The organism is Candidatus Aquiluna sp. UB-MaderosW2red (assembly GCF_900100865.1).
Classification (GTDB): Bacteria; Actinomycetota; Actinomycetes; order Actinomycetales; family Microbacteriaceae; genus Aquiluna.
The window spans coordinates 1,139,154-1,154,098 of record NZ_LT627734.1; the positions used below are offsets into that span (position 1 = coordinate 1,139,154).

Sequence of the window (14,945 nt, forward strand, 5' to 3'; positions counted from 1 at the left end):
AACATGAGAAAAGTCTTAGTGCTAAATGGGCCAAACCTAAATCTTTTAGGCAAGCGCGAACCCGAAATCTATGGGCGAATTGACCTGATTCAAATCAAGGCTGATCTTGAAGACATATCTTTGAATCAGGTCGAAATAGATCTGAGGCAGACTAACAGCGAGGCCGAACTAATCGAATGGATTCATGAAGCGTTTAGTCAAAAACTAGATGTAATACTGAATCCCGCTGCATTTACCCATTACTCCTATGCGCTAAGAGACGCTTGCTCGGCATTGAGTGCCAACGGTCAAAAACTAATCGAGGTACACATTTCGAATCCACACGCCAGGGAAGAGTTTCGGCATACGAGCGTTATTTCTGCAGTGGCATCCGGAGTGATTGCTGGCTTCGGAGCGCAAAGCTACGCCTTGGCTCTCAAAGCACTCATCGACAACTAGACTTCGCTAGGAGAATCAAGGAGACTCATGGCAACCTCAAATGATCTAAAAAACGGGATGGTGCTGAACCTAGAGGGACAACTCTGGGCCGTAATCGATTTTCAGCACGTGAAGCCGGGCAAGGGGCCCGCTTTTGTGCGAACCAAGCTACGCAACGTTTTGACCGGAAAAGTTAACGACAAGACTTTTAATGCCGGCATAAAGGTTGAAACTGCAAACGTTGACCGTCGTGACATGCAGTACCTATACAACGATGGTGGCTACGTCTTCATGGACAACACAAATTACGAACAAATCACTGTCTCCGCTGAGACATTGGGGGATGTCTCCAATTACCTACTTGAGAATCAGGTAGCAACAGTTGCATTGCACGAAGGCAACCCACTATATGTGGAGCTGCCACCTTCGGTAATTCTTGAAATCACTTATACCGAACCCGGATTGCAGGGTGACCGCTCAACCGGGGGCACCAAGCCCGCAACTTTAGAAACTGGGCACCAGATTCAAGTTCCTTTATTCATTGACAACAACACAAAGGTCAAAGTCGACACCCGCAACGGTGACTACCTTGGCAGAGTTAGCGAATAGTTGAGCACGAGAACCAAGTCCCGAAAGCGCGCACTGGACGCGCTTTACGCAGCTGGCGTGCGCGGAGAGTCGGCGCTATTACTGCTTTCTGAAACTGCTTCGGAGGTAACCGGTCATCAAAACCAAGAGCAGATTTTTGATTATGCGGAAACCCTCTTGAATGGCTACCAGCAAAATGCAGCACAAATAGACAACGAGCTCACCATGCTTGCGGATAATTGGAGCATCGAGAGAATGCCCAGTATCGATAGAGCGATCCTCAGGTTGGCAGCCTGGGAAATTCTGTATAACGATGAGGTGCCCGATGAGGTCGCAATCTCCGAGGCGGTCAACCTCGCAAGTGAGCTATCCACTGATGACTCACCAAAATTTGTGAACGGTGTCTTAGCAAGACTCGCCAGGGGTCGCCAGGCTCTCTAGCCAATGTTATAGTTTGCAAGTTGTCCTTTAAGTTCGTCCCGAGAGGCGGAGAAGGAGTTGTATGAACCATCGCGTAGTCCTTAGCTCACAGGATATTGAAAGAGCCCTCAAGCGCATCGCGCATGAAATCTTAGAAGCGAATGAAGGATCCGGTAATCTGGTCCTTCTAGGAATCCCGACGCGTGGCGTGCCGCTTGCCAATCGCCTGACAGCGATCCTAAGGGAAATTGAGCCCGGGTATCAGGGCGAACTTGGCACCCTGGACATTACGATGTATCGGGATGATCTATCCGATCAAGAGCGAGAGATCAAAGCGACCCTCTTGCCCGCCACCGGAATTACAGACAAGGTCGTAGTTCTAGTTGATGATGTTCTATTTAGCGGTCGCACAATCCGCGCGGCCCTTGATGCGCTCTCGGATTTCGGCAGGCCTCAGCAAGTTAAACTCGCAGCACTGATAGACCGCGGACACCGCGAACTGCCAATTCGGCCGGATTTTGTGGGCAAAAACATCCCCACCGCTAAATCCGAGCGAGTAACAGTGCAATTGGTCGAGCAGGACGACATAGATCAGGTCGTGATCGGCTAATGAAGCATTTGATATCAATCCGCGACCTGACTTCTAAAAGCGCCATTTCACTATTAGACAGCGCTCAGCAACTGTCCATAGTCAACGACCGCGAAGTTAAAAAGTTCCCCGCACTAAGAGGCAAAACCGTTGTGAACCTGTTTTTTGAAAATTCCACCAGGACAAGAATTAGCTTCGAGGTGGCCGCCAAGAGACTAAGTGCCGATGTGATTAATTTCGCGGCCGAAGCCTCGAGCGCTTCTAAGGGTGAGTCCCTAAAGGACACGGCGCAGACTTTGGAGGCACTTGGCGCCGACGCCATCATTCTGCGCCATCCGCTATCCGGATCAGCTCACGCACTTGCTAATCGCGGCTGGATTCGAGCGAGCATAATCAACGCTGGCGATGGTACGCATGAACATCCGACCCAAGCCCTGCTGGATGCCCTAACTCTGCGACAGTGCTTCGGATTGCAAAACGATCTTGCAGGCCTCAAGGTCCTGATTATCGGGGACATCGCACACTCTAGGGTGGCACGATCAAATATCCTGTTGCTGAATTTACTAGGTGCAAATGTCAGCGTCTCAGGGCCCAGTACCCTGATGCCCGAAGGCCTAGCCGAGCTCGGCGCCAATGTAATCCCAAGCTTTGATGAGGCGCTCTCGAAAAAACCAGATGCTCTGATGATGCTCAGGGTTCAAAAGGAGAGAATGAACGGCGACTACTTGCCATCGGTAAGAGAGTACGCCGCGAATTGGTCACTGAATCTAGAGCGCTTGCAAAGACTTGGCGAGAACGCGGTCATCCTGCACCCTGGCCCCATGAATCGCGGGCTTGAAATCTCAAGTGCCGCCGCAGACGACCCACGCTCCAAGGTGCTCCAACAAGTTAAAAATGGCTTGGCTGTTCGCATGGCAGTGCTGCACAGACTTCTTTCGGGTGAGGGTGAGAAATGAAAATTATTCTAAAAAATGTGACCCTGCAAAATGGAGAGAGGAGTGACATCGAGATTGAAAATGGCCTGGTCGCGGCAATGGGCTCAAGCTCTTCTCGGGGGATTGATTGTTCTGGTCTGATAGCGCTACCTGGTTTTGTAGACATGCACACCCATCTTCGGCAGCCCGGGTTTGAGGCAAGTGAGACTGTTCTATCAGGATCACGATCCGCAGCAGCCGGAGGTTACACGGCTATTTGCGCGATGGCCAACACCGAACCGGTGGCCGATAATGCGAACGTGGTGGAGCGAGTCAGAGAACTTGGATTACAGGCTGGTTACTGTGAGGTGCAGCCAATTGGAGCTGTCACAAAGGGGCTTTTGGGCCTAGAGCTAGCCGGTATCGGATCGATGGCCAATTCTTTAGCCAAGGTTAAAGTTTTTAGCGATGATGGGTACTGCGTTCACGACCCCCTATTGATGCAACGAGCCCTTGAGTACGTAAAACCTTTTGGTGGGCTAATTGCCCAGCACTCTCAGGATCCTCGGCTGACCCCGGGGTCCCAAATGAACGCTGGGGCGCTCGCCACCGAGCTGGGACTAAGCGGGTGGCCTAGCGTGGCGGAGGAGTCCATCATTGCGAGGGATGCTCTGCTGGCCGAGCAAACCGGCTCCAGGCTGCACGTTTGCCACCTCACTACCGCCGGAGCGGTCGATGTGGTTCGATGGGCAAAAAAGCGAGGCATTAACATAACTGCTGAGGTCACACCACACCATCTAATCCTCACCGAGGAGCTGGTTCGCGGTTACGACCCTATTTATAAGGTAAATCCGCCACTACGGCGAACCGAGGACACTCTCGCTCTAAAAAAAGCCCTGGTTGATGGCACGATCGATGTTCTTGGAACCGACCACGCTCCTCATTCGATAGAGAAGAAAGATTGCGAATGGGGTAATGCTGCTTTTGGGATGATTGGTCTTGAAACAGCCGCCAGCGTTTTGCAGCAGGTATTAATCGAAGAATCCGGTGAAAGTTGGGATCGCTTCGCAAACATTATTAGTTCCAAGCCAGCGGAGCTGGCGCAGCTTAAAAACCAAGGCAAAATAGGGGTTGGAAGACATGCCAATATTACTTTGATTGATCCAAGCCAAAAAAGACAAATTGGCTCGACCAGTCAATCAAAATCGGTAAACAACCCGTTTATCGGGTTGGAGCTGCCGGGTGAAATAGTTCACACAATATTTGCGGGTAAATTCACTGTTCGCGATAAACAAATACAGGAGATCAAATGATAAGAGAAGCTATTGGCGTAGCCATGATCTCGATGGTGGCGTTGATCGCGCTCGCAATCTTTCTATCTAACCGCAGGCTTCGAGCCAAGCAGGAGAAGGAGATTTCCGTGCCGACCGAGTTCGAATCTGGGGAACTGGTAGCGGCTTGTTTTTATGTTTCGACCTGCTTCGAATCGGACCCGTTGAAGCGAGTCTGGGCGCACGGATTCGGGCATCGTGGTCAAGTTGAGCTAAGTCTTAGCGCCAATCAACTTGGTTTTAGTCGCAAGGGCGAATCGAGTTTTGGAATACCCCTTGGGGACATAAGATTCATCGGCACCGCCACAGCAACAATCGACAAGGGGGTCGAAGCTAATGGACTGATCGCGATTCATTGGAATCTCGGGGCTACTCCAGTGATCACAAACTTACGGGTTGTCAACCCGAGTGTCAGAAGCGCAACTTTGAAAAAACTCGGCGGTTTGATTGGAGCACCGGATGCATGAGGCTTATCTAGTTATGGAAAATGGCCAGATATTTGTTGGTGAATCTCTTGGAGCTAAGGGTAAAACCCTTGGAGAGTTGGTTTTCTCTACCGGAATGACCGGCTACCAAGAAACCATTACCGACCCATCATATGCCGGGCAAATAGTTCTGCAGACCTCACCTCACATCGGAATTGTGGGGATGAATCAGCGCGATGCAGAGTCCGACAAAATCTGGGTTGCAGGATACATTGTGAAAGAACCCTCTCGCATTTCAAGCAACTTTCGAGCCGAAACCACTCTTGAGTTCGAACTCGAGAAATCCGGCGTGGTTGGGATCTCAAATATCGACACAAGGGCTGTAACGCTACTAATTAGAAATGCAGGAGCGATGCGGGCTGGGATATTTTCCGGTCCAGCCGTCTCATCGGAAACCCAAATGCTAGCTGAAGTTAGAGAAGCACTCGAGATGAAGGGGAGGCAGCTGAGCGATGTAGTCACCACGCCAAATAGGTATTCAATCCCTGCGGTCGGGACAAAGATTGGCGCAGTAGCGATTCTCGATCTCGGGATAAAGCGCTCCACCCTAGAGCACCTAAGCCAAAGGGGATTAGAAATCACCGTTCATCCGGCAAACGTTTCGGCCGAGGAGCTTTTGAGTGACTCGCCGGATGGGGTGTTTTTCTCAAACGGTCCGGGGGACCCTCAGGCGAGTGACCAGCAGGTCAAGCTTTTGCAAGAGGTGCTCAGAGCCGGTAAGCCATTTTTTGGGATTTGCTTTGGTAATCAACTTCTTGGACGCGCACTTGGGTTCGAGACTTATAAGTTGCCTTTCGGTCATCGAGGCATCAACCAGCCCGTTCTTAGAAGCATCAACCAGCGAGTTGAAGTCACCGCACACAACCACGGTTTTGCAGTTCGATTGGAGGGCGATGAAGCGTTGTCACCAACGGGTTTTGGTCGCGTAGCGGTTTCCCATCGCGCACTCAACGACCAGGTGGTTGAGGGCTTGCAGTGCCTAGACATACCAGCTTTTTCGGTTCAGTACCACCCGGAAGCTGCGGCCGGTCCCCACGACTCACACTACCTTTTTGACAAGTTCATAAATATGATTAAGGAACACAGTTAATGCCAAAACGCGAGGACATTAAATCAGTTTTAGTAATTGGCTCCGGACCAATTGTCATAGGACAAGCATGCGAGTTTGACTACTCGGGCACACAGGCTTGCCGCGTATTACGCGAAGAAGGGATCAGGGTCATACTGATTAACTCGAACCCGGCCACCATCATGACGGACCCCGATTTCGCCGATGCAACCTATATCGAACCAATCACCCCCGAGGTTATTGAGGCTATTTTAGAAAAAGAAAGGCCGGATGCGATTTTGCCAACCCTTGGTGGCCAGACCGCGCTCAACGCGGCAATGGCACTTCATGCTCGCGGATCACTCGAAAAATATAATGTTGAACTAATTGGTGCAAATGTCGCGGCCATAAATGCCGGTGAAGATCGCCAAGCTTTTAAACAGCTCGTGCTCGCCGCCGGAGCTGATGTGGCAAAAAGCGCTATTGCGCGCACCGTGGATGATTGCCTAGAGGCCGCCGCAATGCTCGGCTACCCGCTGGTAGTTCGGCCGTCATTCACCATGGGTGGGCTCGGGTCCGGAATCGCCTATGACGAAAAGGATCTTCGCAGGATCGCGGGAGCGGGGATTCAAGCGTCTCCGACCAGCGAGGTGCTCTTAGAAGAATCGATATTGGGATGGAAAGAGTTCGAGCTAGAAATGATGCGCGACACAAACGACAACACGGTTGTGGTTTGTTCCATCGAGAACTTTGACCCAGTAGGGGTGCACACCGGGGACTCAATCACCGTGGCCCCCGCTTTGACGCTGACCGACCGCGAGTATCAAAACATGCGTGATGTTGGCATCGAGATTATTCGAGCGGTTGGTGTAGACACCGGTGGTTGCAACATTCAGTTCGCGGTGGATCCGGCAGATGGGCGTCTTGTGGTTATCGAGATGAACCCAAGGGTATCGAGGTCCTCCGCACTAGCGTCCAAGGCCACCGGATTTCCAATTGCCAAAATTGCCGCCAAACTAGCAATTGGTTACACCCTCGACGAAATCCCAAATGACATTACCGGAGTAACTCCAGCTAGTTTCGAACCCAGCCTTGACTATGTCGTGGTCAAGGTTCCCCGTTTCGCATTTGAGAAGTTCCCCGCAGCCGACACAACCCTGACCACCACAATGAAAAGCGTCGGGGAGGCAATGGCCATTGGCCGCACTTTTACCCAGGCTCTACAAAAAGCACTTCGTTCTCTGGAAAAGCGCGGGAGCTCATTCCATTTTGGGAGTGAGACTCGTTCGGTCGAAGAGCTTCTGGCCCTAATGAGTAGGCCAACTGATGAGCGAGTGGTGCAGGTTCAGCAGGCCCTTTATAAGGGCGCGAGCGCTGAGCAGGTTTTCGAGGCGACAAAAATCGACCCGTGGTTCATCGATCAAATAGTCCTTATTAATGAGATTGCGACCTTTGTCAAAGCTGCCCCAGAACTTGATAGAAAAACACTCAAAAAGGCAAAAGAGCACGGTTTCTCTGATCTGCAAATAGCACAGCTCAGGGGGCTCAGCGAGATTCAGGTGCAAAAACTTAGACATGAGCTAAATCTCAGGCCGGTATATAAAACGGTAGATACCTGTGCCGGTGAGTTTCCAGCCTTGACTCCTTATCACTACAGCTCTTATGAACAGCAAAGTGAAGTGGTGCCTTCTAACCAAAAAAAGATTGTGATCTTGGGAAGTGGACCCAACCGGATTGGTCAGGGCATTGAGTTTGACTACTCTTGCGTGCACGCTGCATTTGCTCTTGGAGATGCCGGCTACGAAACAATCATGATTAACTGCAATCCTGAAACAGTGTCAACAGACTATGACACTTCGGACCGACTCTATTTTGAACCGCTCACCCTGGAGGATGTGCTCGAGGTGATTCACGCCGAATCCCAATCTGGAGAACTTCTAGGTGTAATTGTGCAACTAGGCGGACAGACGGCACTTGGTCTTGCCAAGGGCCTCGAAGCCGCAGGAGTGCCCATTTTAGGAACCACGCCTGAGAACATCGATCGAGCCGAGGAGCGCGGTCAATTTCAGAAGATTCTTGACGCGGCGGGGCTCCGCGCTCCAGCTAATGGCATGGCCACCAACCTCGATGAGGCAATCGCCGTAGCGAACCGAATCGGTTACCCGGTATTGGTCAGACCAAGCTTTGTACTTGGTGGTCGAGGCATGGAAATCGTTTATGACCAAAGCGGTCTCGATGGTTACTTCGAAAGAATTGCGAAGCACGCTCTAGTAGATATGGAGCATCCATTACTAGTAGACCGCTTCTTGGATGACGCGATTGAGATAGACATCGACGCCATCTACGATGGCCACCAGCTTTACGTCGGCGGCATCATGGAGCACATAGAAGAAGCCGGCATTCACTCCGGTGACTCGAGCTGCACCCTACCCCCAATAACCTTGAGCGACTCCCAGCTTCACAGAGTCGCTGACGCAACCGAACGGATTGCCAAAGGTCTAAACGTAAAAGGGCTGCTCAACGTTCAGTTCGCACTAGCGGCTGACGTTCTTTATGTGTTAGAAGCCAACCCCAGGGCCTCGCGAACCGTACCTTTTGTATCAAAAGCGCTTGGAATCACTCTTGCCAAAGCCGCAGCCCTGGTAATGGCTGGAACAACCATTGCGGAAATCGTAAAAGCTGGCGGATTACCCTTGGTGGATGGAAGAGACCTACCCGCCGGCACCCCAATCTCGGTAAAAGAGGCCGTTCTGCCTTTTAAGCGCTTTGCAACAAGTGATGGAAGATTTGTGGATTCGCTTTTGGGCCCCGAGATGCGTTCAACTGGAGAGGTCATGGGCATCGATTCCGACTTCCCAACTGCATTCGCCAAATCCCAAGCCGCCGCCGGCTCGGCACTTCCAATTAGCGGGACGGTATTTGTGTCCGTAGCCGATCGGGATAAGCCGCAAGCCCTGCTTCCCGTCAGAAGACTCGCTCAGCTTGGATATCGCATTCTTGCGACAAGCGGCACGGCCAAGCTTTTAGCCAGACATGGGATCAAGGCCGAAGCGGTGGTCAAGCACTCAGAAGCGACTACCGGAGTTCGTTCCATTGTGGACATGATCACCGCCGGTGAGGTTGATGTCGTGGTGAACACCCCCTCTGGTGCAAATGCCAGAGTTGACGGCTATGAAATCCGGGCTGCAACAACAGCCGCGGATCGGCCGATATTCACAACCGTGGCCCAACTAAGCGCGGCAATAGGTTCATTTGAAGTCGTTCGTGAAGGAAAATTTAGAGTGAAGTCGCTGCAGGAACACTCATTAGATCGCCAGGCTCTAACTAATGGTTAGCTTCATGGATCGGCTGATTGCGATTTTTACGAGCCACTCTCAACTCTGCGTAGGGATTGACCCAAGCGATTCTGAGCTTGAAAACTGGGATCTGCTGAACAGCGCCGTGGGGGCAAGAGAGTACGGCTTTCGCATTGTTGATGCCGCTAGCGGTCAGGTCGGCATGGTCAAGCCGCAAGTTAGTTTTTTTGAGCGCTTTGGTTCTGCCGGATATTTGGCCTTGGAAGAAGTTCTGATTCGCGCAAGGCAAGCGGACCTCTTAGTCATTGCCGATGCCAAGCGCGGAGACATCGGTTCAACAATGTTTGGTTACGCCCAGGCTTGGTTCGGCGATGATTCGCCACTTCGATCTGACGCTCTGACGGTCTCTGGTTATTTGGGGCCCAGCTCGCTTTTGGAGACATTGGATTATGCGCGGGACGTGAACGGGGGGTTATTCATGCTCGCAGCCACCAGCAATCCCGAGGCGAAGGAGGTCCAGAGTGCACAAATTAATGGCGAATCAGTGGCCTCCAGCGTGATTCGTGCCGCTCAGAGGCTGGGAAATGGTGATTTAGGAGTCGTGATTGGAGCCACGCAGAATTTTGCCGAGTTGGGAATCGAGTTTCTAAAAACTGAGGACATTCAAGTCCCCATCTTGGCCCCGGGATTCGGGACACAGGGTGGGAATTTGGAAAATCTAAAAAAGATTTTCGGTGCTAGTAGCCCAAGAGTCGTCGCCAATGTCTCCAGAGACATTACTCAACACGGCATCGCGGGCCTCTCAGATCAGATTAAACAGCATAGGGACAGGCTGTGAGTCTGGTTGTTCTGGCAGGACCGGCCGGGGTGGGTAAGGGCACGCTGGTGAACTACATTCTTGAACATGAGGCAGACTTCATGCTTTCCATTTCCGCTACTACTCGCGGACCAAGACCCGGTGAGACCGATGGGGTCCAGTATCAATTCATCGATAAGCCGGAATTTGAAAAGCTCATTAAAAACAATCAATTGCTTGAATACGCAACTGTTCATAACGATAACTACTATGGCACTCCGCTAGAAGAGCTAACTCGTGCCAAGGCTTTGGATAAGCACCTATTGCTCGAGATCGACCTGCAGGGCGCCAGGCAGATAAAAAATCGCATCCCAGAAGCGCTGACTATTTTTATCTCCCCTCCAAGCTGGGAGGAGCTCGAAACTAGATTACGCAACCGCGCTACCGAGACAGAAGCTCAGATTCAAACTAGACTGTTGACTGCTCGCACGGAATTATTGGCTGCGGGGGAATTTGATCACCAATTGACCAACTCAAATCTGGAGCAATGCGCCCTAGAGATTATTGAATTGGTCAGAGAATCTGAAAGAGGAAACTAATGCAAAAGCTTGAAGGAATTGTCTCACCACCAATCGACGAGCTGTTGGAGAAAGTTGGCTCCAACTACGAGCTGGTGATCTTCGCCTCAAAGCGGGCCAGACAGATCAACGAGTACTACAGCGCGTTGCATGAAGGAAGCCTGTTCAACTTCGTAGGACCCCTGGTGGATTCCAGCATTGACGATAAGCCGTTGAGCATTGCGCTTCACGAAATATTCGCCAATAAGTTAGTCCAGAACAAAAACGACTAGGTAATTTAATTGCGCATTCTGCTTGGCATCACCGGTGGAATAGCGGCCTATAAAGCTGCCAACTTAATTCGAGCTTTTGGAGAATTGGGCCATGAAGTTGAGGTTGTTCCAACCCAAAATGCATTGAGATTTGTAGGTTTACCGACTCTCGAATCGCTTTCCGGGAACAAAATCGACATTGACATGTATCACGATGTGTCCGAGGTGCGCCACGTTGAGCTTGGCACCCAAGCCGATTTGATCGTCATCGCCCCAGCCACAGCGTCTTTTATGGCGAGGTTAGCTGCTGGGATTGCCGATGACCTGCTACTGAATGCAATACTCGCCTCCAACGCCCCGATTGTAATTTGCCCGGCAATGCACACTGGAATGTGGCTCAACGCTGCGACTCAACAAAACGTAGAAACCCTCAGTTCCAGGGGCATCAGAGTCATGCCCCCTGCCGCTGGGCGATTAACTGGCAAAGACTCGGGAGCCGGCAGGCTACCTGAGACTCAAGACATCCTGGAATTCATATTTAAAGAACAACGACTCTCTGGTAAATCTGTGACCGTAACCGCAGGCGGGACCAGAGAACCAATTGATGCGGTGCGCTTTATAGGAAATGCATCATCGGGTCAAATGGGGGTTGCACTTGCCACAGCCGCCTTGGATCAAGGCGCTAGTGTCACGCTAATCGCTTGCAACCTAGAGATTCCAACCCCCAAAGGCGTCACTGTGGTTGAGGCTGGCACCGTTGTTGAACTTCAAGTGGCCATGGACAGAAAAACTGATGTCCTAATCATGGCCGCAGCGGTTAGTGACTTTCGAGTTGCTGAGCCCCACGCCGGGAAACTAAGTCGCTCGGCTGGGATGACACTCAAGTTGGTTCCAACCGAGGATCTGGTTGCGGGTTTTGCTAAAAAGTATCCAGAGACATTGACGATTGGGTTCGCTCTTTCGGAAAGCGCGGGCGAAGAGCTTATTGAGGTGGCGAGGGAGAAACTTAGACTCAAGGGGATCTGTGTTGTGATTGGTAATTCGCTGTCAGCTCTTAATTCATCGGAAACGCAAGTGCAATATGTCACTCAGAAAGAATCGACTTACTTTCACGGCCCAAAAAGGCTCGTAGCCCAATCGATAATAACTAAGATTTCAGAAGCACTTTAGGGTCATAAGGTAAAGTTTGGGACATGACGCTACGAACCTTTACCTCTGAATCAGTAACCGAAGGCCACCCCGACAAGATCTGTGATCAAATCAGTGACACTATCTTGGATGCCATGCTCGAGCAGGACCCAAACGCCAGAGTTGCGGTTGAGACCTTGGTCACGACAGGGCTAGTTCATATTGCTGGCGAAGTTACAACCTCTGGCTACGTCGAGATTCCCCAGCTGGTGCGTCAGAAGCTGCTGGAGATTGGCTACAACTCATCTGAGGTTGGCTTTGATGGAAACTCCTGTGGGGTCTCGGTGTCGATCGGAGCGCAATCTCCTGACATCGCGGGCGGTGTAGATCAGGCCTTGGAGTTTCGCTCGGGCAACATGGATTCCGATAACCTGCTCGGCGCAGGGGATCAGGGCATGATGTTTGGTTATGCAACCAACGAGAGCGCAACTCTCATGCCAATGCCAATTTTGCTCTCCCACAAAATAACTCAGGCGCTGGCAAATTTGCGAAAAGAGCTCAATAACGGAGTTCTCAGGCCCGATGGCAAGGCCCAAGTTTCGGTGAACTATGACGGAGCAGTTCCAGTTTCGATCGACACGGTAGTTTTATCAACCCAGCACCATCAGGATGCGACACAAGAAGATCTGGCAAACCTAGTATTAGACCGCGTTATTCGACCGGTACTCAAAGAATCCGGTTTAGATCACCAGGACACTAAGTTCATCATCAATCCTTCCGGTCGCTTTGTGTTGGGCGGACCCCAAGGGGATGCTGGCCTCACGGGAAGAAAAATAATCGTTGACACCTACGGGGGAATGTCTCGACATGGCGGTGGAGCGTTCAGTGGCAAGGACCCCTCGAAGGTGGATCGCTCTGCTGCCTACGCGATGCGCTGGGTGGCCAAAAACATAGTGGCCGCGGAATTGGCAGACCGAGTGGAAATTCAGGTCGCTTACGCAATCGGAGTTGCCAAGCCGGTCGCAGTCTTTGTGGAAACCTTTGGGACTGAGCACACCGAGCTTGAAAGTATCGAACGGGCTGTCTTGGAAGTGTTTGACCTAAGGCCAGCCGCAATAATCAGAGAGCTCGATCTTCGCCGTCCGATCTACGCAAAAACCGCAACTTACGGCCACTTCGGCAGAGAATTACCGGAATTCAGTTGGGAAAAAACTGATCGGGCTGCGGCACTGCGCGAGGCCGCGGGTCGATAGTTGACCCACTACGCCCGGGTCGTGGTCGAGTCGGATTTGCTGCAATTAGACAGAGAATTTGATTTCATAATTCCTGCACCACTAGAAAAAGAAGTTCGCTTTGGACAAAGGGTGAGCTTTTTATTAGGGCGGACAAAAAAGGAGCAAAGTGGATTTGTAATTGGCGTGCTTGATCAAAGCGATTATGCAACCACTGAGCTGATCGCAATCACATCGACCATTCCAGTTCTAACCGAGGATTTATTTCAATTTTGCAAGGCCGTTTCTCTTAGGCAGTGCGTTGCGCTAGGCGAGATTCTAAAAGCTGCAATCCCAGATCATATGCCACGCTCAGGAGCCAAGGAATCCTTAGCTCCCAAAAGAATAGAGCCCCTCGAGCCGTTGGTCACTTTAGACGCACCGCTTACTCTGCGCTCGGCAGTTTTGAGCTCGGCTCGGACCGTGCCCGCGTTCGGAACAAATTACCCCGACTGGGCACTGTTATTTTTATTTCAGGCCCACCAGGTCCTCAGTCAAAATAAATCGGTCATTCTTATTGTTCCTGAGACTTCAGAAATTCAGATTCTCATCGAGATTGCGAAAAACCTGGGGCTAGCGGACTACCTAGTCGAGATGGGGCCTGGAGCAAAAAAATCGCTCCGATTTCAGGCCTTTCATAAATCCCTTGCGAACCGTGCAAGCCTTGTAATCGGAACTCGCTCAGCAATTTACGCCCCGGTGAATACACTCGGCCTGATCGCGCTATTTGATGATTTGGATGAGAGTCTCAGGGAACAAGGATCGCCTTTTACTCACGCCCGCGAACTCGCCCTGATGCGCGCCGGCGATAATGTGCAGCTACTTTTTGCAGCAAACTATCGCTCGGTGGAGATTCAGCGACTTATAAGTATTGGATACCTCAGTGACCACTCGGTGACACTTCCACCCCCGCGTATCTCTTTCACTGAGCCAGGCCCCAGGGTCGACGAGGCTGCCTTTCGATTAATTCGTGAGCGACTTCAATTCGGCCCCGTTTTGATCCTTATGCCTCGAAAAGGCAGTTCTGCGGCCGTCTTCTGTTCGAGTTGTGATGAAAAAATAAAGTGCAGACGTTGCGGAGGATGGATCTGGGAACCTAGCGCGAACCGATTCGAATGTCGAATTTGCAAGGTTGCTACTCAAAGCTGTGGCGCCTGTGGTGGGGCAAATTTTCGCAAGGGGAGAACTGGCAGTAGCCGCACGGTCAGCGAGCTCGGGAAAAGTTTTCCCCAGGTTCTGATTTCTGAGGCCACGGCCGATAGGCAGCCCAGCAATTTAAAAGAGGTCAATCAAATTATTGTCGCGACTCCAGGTGCCGCCCCAAGAATGACCCGGGGATACTCAGGAGTGGTGGTCCTGGATTCGGACGTGTGGCTTTCAATGCAGTCGATGCGGGCCGAGCTCAATGCAATAAGAGATTGGCAAGAGGCAATTGAACTAATGGCTCCTGATGGCCGCGCTGTCATTGCAGGATTGGGAAGCTTACTCGGCAAACCGCTGTCTCTGCAGCAACACAGGGAGCTCGCCATTCAGGCTCTAAACGAGCTATCGATTCTCAAGCTTCCCCCAGTGGTCCGAGTCTGTTTGCTAACAGGTAGCCCGGCAATCATCGAGGAAGCTCTTGATGCTTGCACTCGATTAGGTGCGACAGTACTTAGAAGCGACATGGCCATTGCAGAAGCCCTAATTAGCTTTGGTTACAACCTAGGTCCCGGAATCTCAAAGGAACTTAGGACCCTGGCCCTGAAGACCAACGCGCGTCTGGTTGGGGCTAATAAAAGACGCGGACTGCGCATTGCCATGGATGATCAAGGCTCGCTGTAAATTGGGGTG

At 51.5% G+C, this 14,945-nt stretch carries 15 protein-coding genes; all 15 read left to right on the top strand.

What is annotated here, in order from left to right:
- Positions 1-3: 3 nt before the first annotated feature.
- Positions 4-438, top strand: a complete 435-nt coding sequence (gene aroQ, locus BLP47_RS05830) for a type II 3-dehydroquinate dehydratase (RefSeq protein ID WP_091851416.1) — start codon at positions 4-6, stop codon at positions 436-438.
- A gap of 27 nt (positions 439-465) precedes the next feature.
- On the top strand, positions 466-1,026 hold the full coding sequence (gene efp / locus BLP47_RS05835; protein ID WP_091851419.1) for an elongation factor P: 561 nt from the start codon (positions 466-468) through the stop codon (positions 1,024-1,026).
- Entirely contained in the window at positions 1,027-1,446 is a 420-nt protein-coding gene (gene nusB, locus BLP47_RS05840; protein ID WP_091851422.1) for a transcription antitermination factor NusB, read from the top strand.
- A 61-nt stretch (positions 1,447-1,507) separates the two neighbouring features.
- On the top strand, positions 1,508-2,035 hold the full coding sequence (gene pyrR / locus BLP47_RS05845; protein ID WP_091851425.1) for a bifunctional pyr operon transcriptional regulator/uracil phosphoribosyltransferase PyrR: 528 nt from the start codon (positions 1,508-1,510) through the stop codon (positions 2,033-2,035).
- Positions 2,035-2,970: an aspartate carbamoyltransferase catalytic subunit gene (locus tag BLP47_RS05850; RefSeq protein ID WP_091851428.1), complete on the top strand. Its 936-nt coding sequence runs from the start codon at positions 2,035-2,037 to the stop codon at positions 2,968-2,970. The genes pyrR and BLP47_RS05850 overlap by 1 nt, the downstream gene beginning before the upstream one ends.
- The gene (locus BLP47_RS05855; RefSeq protein WP_091851431.1) at positions 2,967-4,241 is read left to right on the top strand and encodes a dihydroorotase; all 1,275 of its coding nucleotides are present in this window, start codon (positions 2,967-2,969) and stop codon (positions 4,239-4,241) included. Before BLP47_RS05850 ends, BLP47_RS05855 begins: the two co-directional genes overlap by 4 nt.
- Positions 4,238-4,726: a hypothetical protein gene (locus BLP47_RS05860; RefSeq protein WP_091851434.1), complete on the top strand. Its 489-nt coding sequence runs from the start codon at positions 4,238-4,240 to the stop codon at positions 4,724-4,726. The genes BLP47_RS05855 and BLP47_RS05860 overlap by 4 nt, the downstream gene beginning before the upstream one ends.
- Complete coding sequence (carA, locus tag BLP47_RS05865; RefSeq protein WP_091851437.1) at positions 4,719-5,834, top strand: glutamine-hydrolyzing carbamoyl-phosphate synthase small subunit; 1,116 nt, start codon at positions 4,719-4,721, stop codon at positions 5,832-5,834. The genes BLP47_RS05860 and carA overlap by 8 nt, the downstream gene beginning before the upstream one ends.
- Entirely contained in the window at positions 5,834-9,127 is a 3,294-nt protein-coding gene (carB, locus tag BLP47_RS05870) for a carbamoyl-phosphate synthase large subunit (protein WP_091851440.1), read from the top strand. The genes carA and carB overlap by 1 nt, the downstream gene beginning before the upstream one ends.
- A complete protein-coding gene (gene pyrF, locus BLP47_RS05875; RefSeq protein WP_091851443.1) occupies positions 9,120-9,926 on the top strand; it encodes an orotidine-5'-phosphate decarboxylase in 807 nt (268 codons plus the stop codon). Before carB ends, pyrF begins: the two co-directional genes overlap by 8 nt.
- A complete protein-coding gene (gmk, locus tag BLP47_RS05880) occupies positions 9,923-10,483 on the top strand; it encodes a guanylate kinase (RefSeq protein ID WP_091851446.1) in 561 nt (186 codons plus the stop codon). Before pyrF ends, gmk begins: the two co-directional genes overlap by 4 nt.
- Positions 10,483-10,734 carry a DNA-directed RNA polymerase subunit omega gene (rpoZ, locus tag BLP47_RS05885; protein WP_091851450.1) on the top strand — a complete coding sequence of 84 codons (252 nt, stop codon included), beginning with the start codon at positions 10,483-10,485 and terminating at the stop codon, positions 10,732-10,734. Before gmk ends, rpoZ begins: the two co-directional genes overlap by 1 nt.
- Positions 10,735-10,743: 9 nt before the next feature.
- Positions 10,744-11,883, top strand: coding sequence for a bifunctional phosphopantothenoylcysteine decarboxylase/phosphopantothenate--cysteine ligase CoaBC (gene coaBC, locus BLP47_RS05890; protein ID WP_091851453.1), 1,140 nt, complete (start codon positions 10,744-10,746; stop codon positions 11,881-11,883).
- Positions 11,884-11,906: 23 nt separating this feature from the next.
- Positions 11,907-13,094: a methionine adenosyltransferase gene (gene metK, locus BLP47_RS05895; RefSeq protein WP_091851456.1), complete on the top strand. Its 1,188-nt coding sequence runs from the start codon at positions 11,907-11,909 to the stop codon at positions 13,092-13,094.
- Positions 13,095-14,936, top strand: coding sequence for a hypothetical protein (locus BLP47_RS05900; protein ID WP_091851459.1), 1,842 nt, complete (start codon positions 13,095-13,097; stop codon positions 14,934-14,936).
- Positions 14,937-14,945 lie beyond the last annotated feature (9 nt).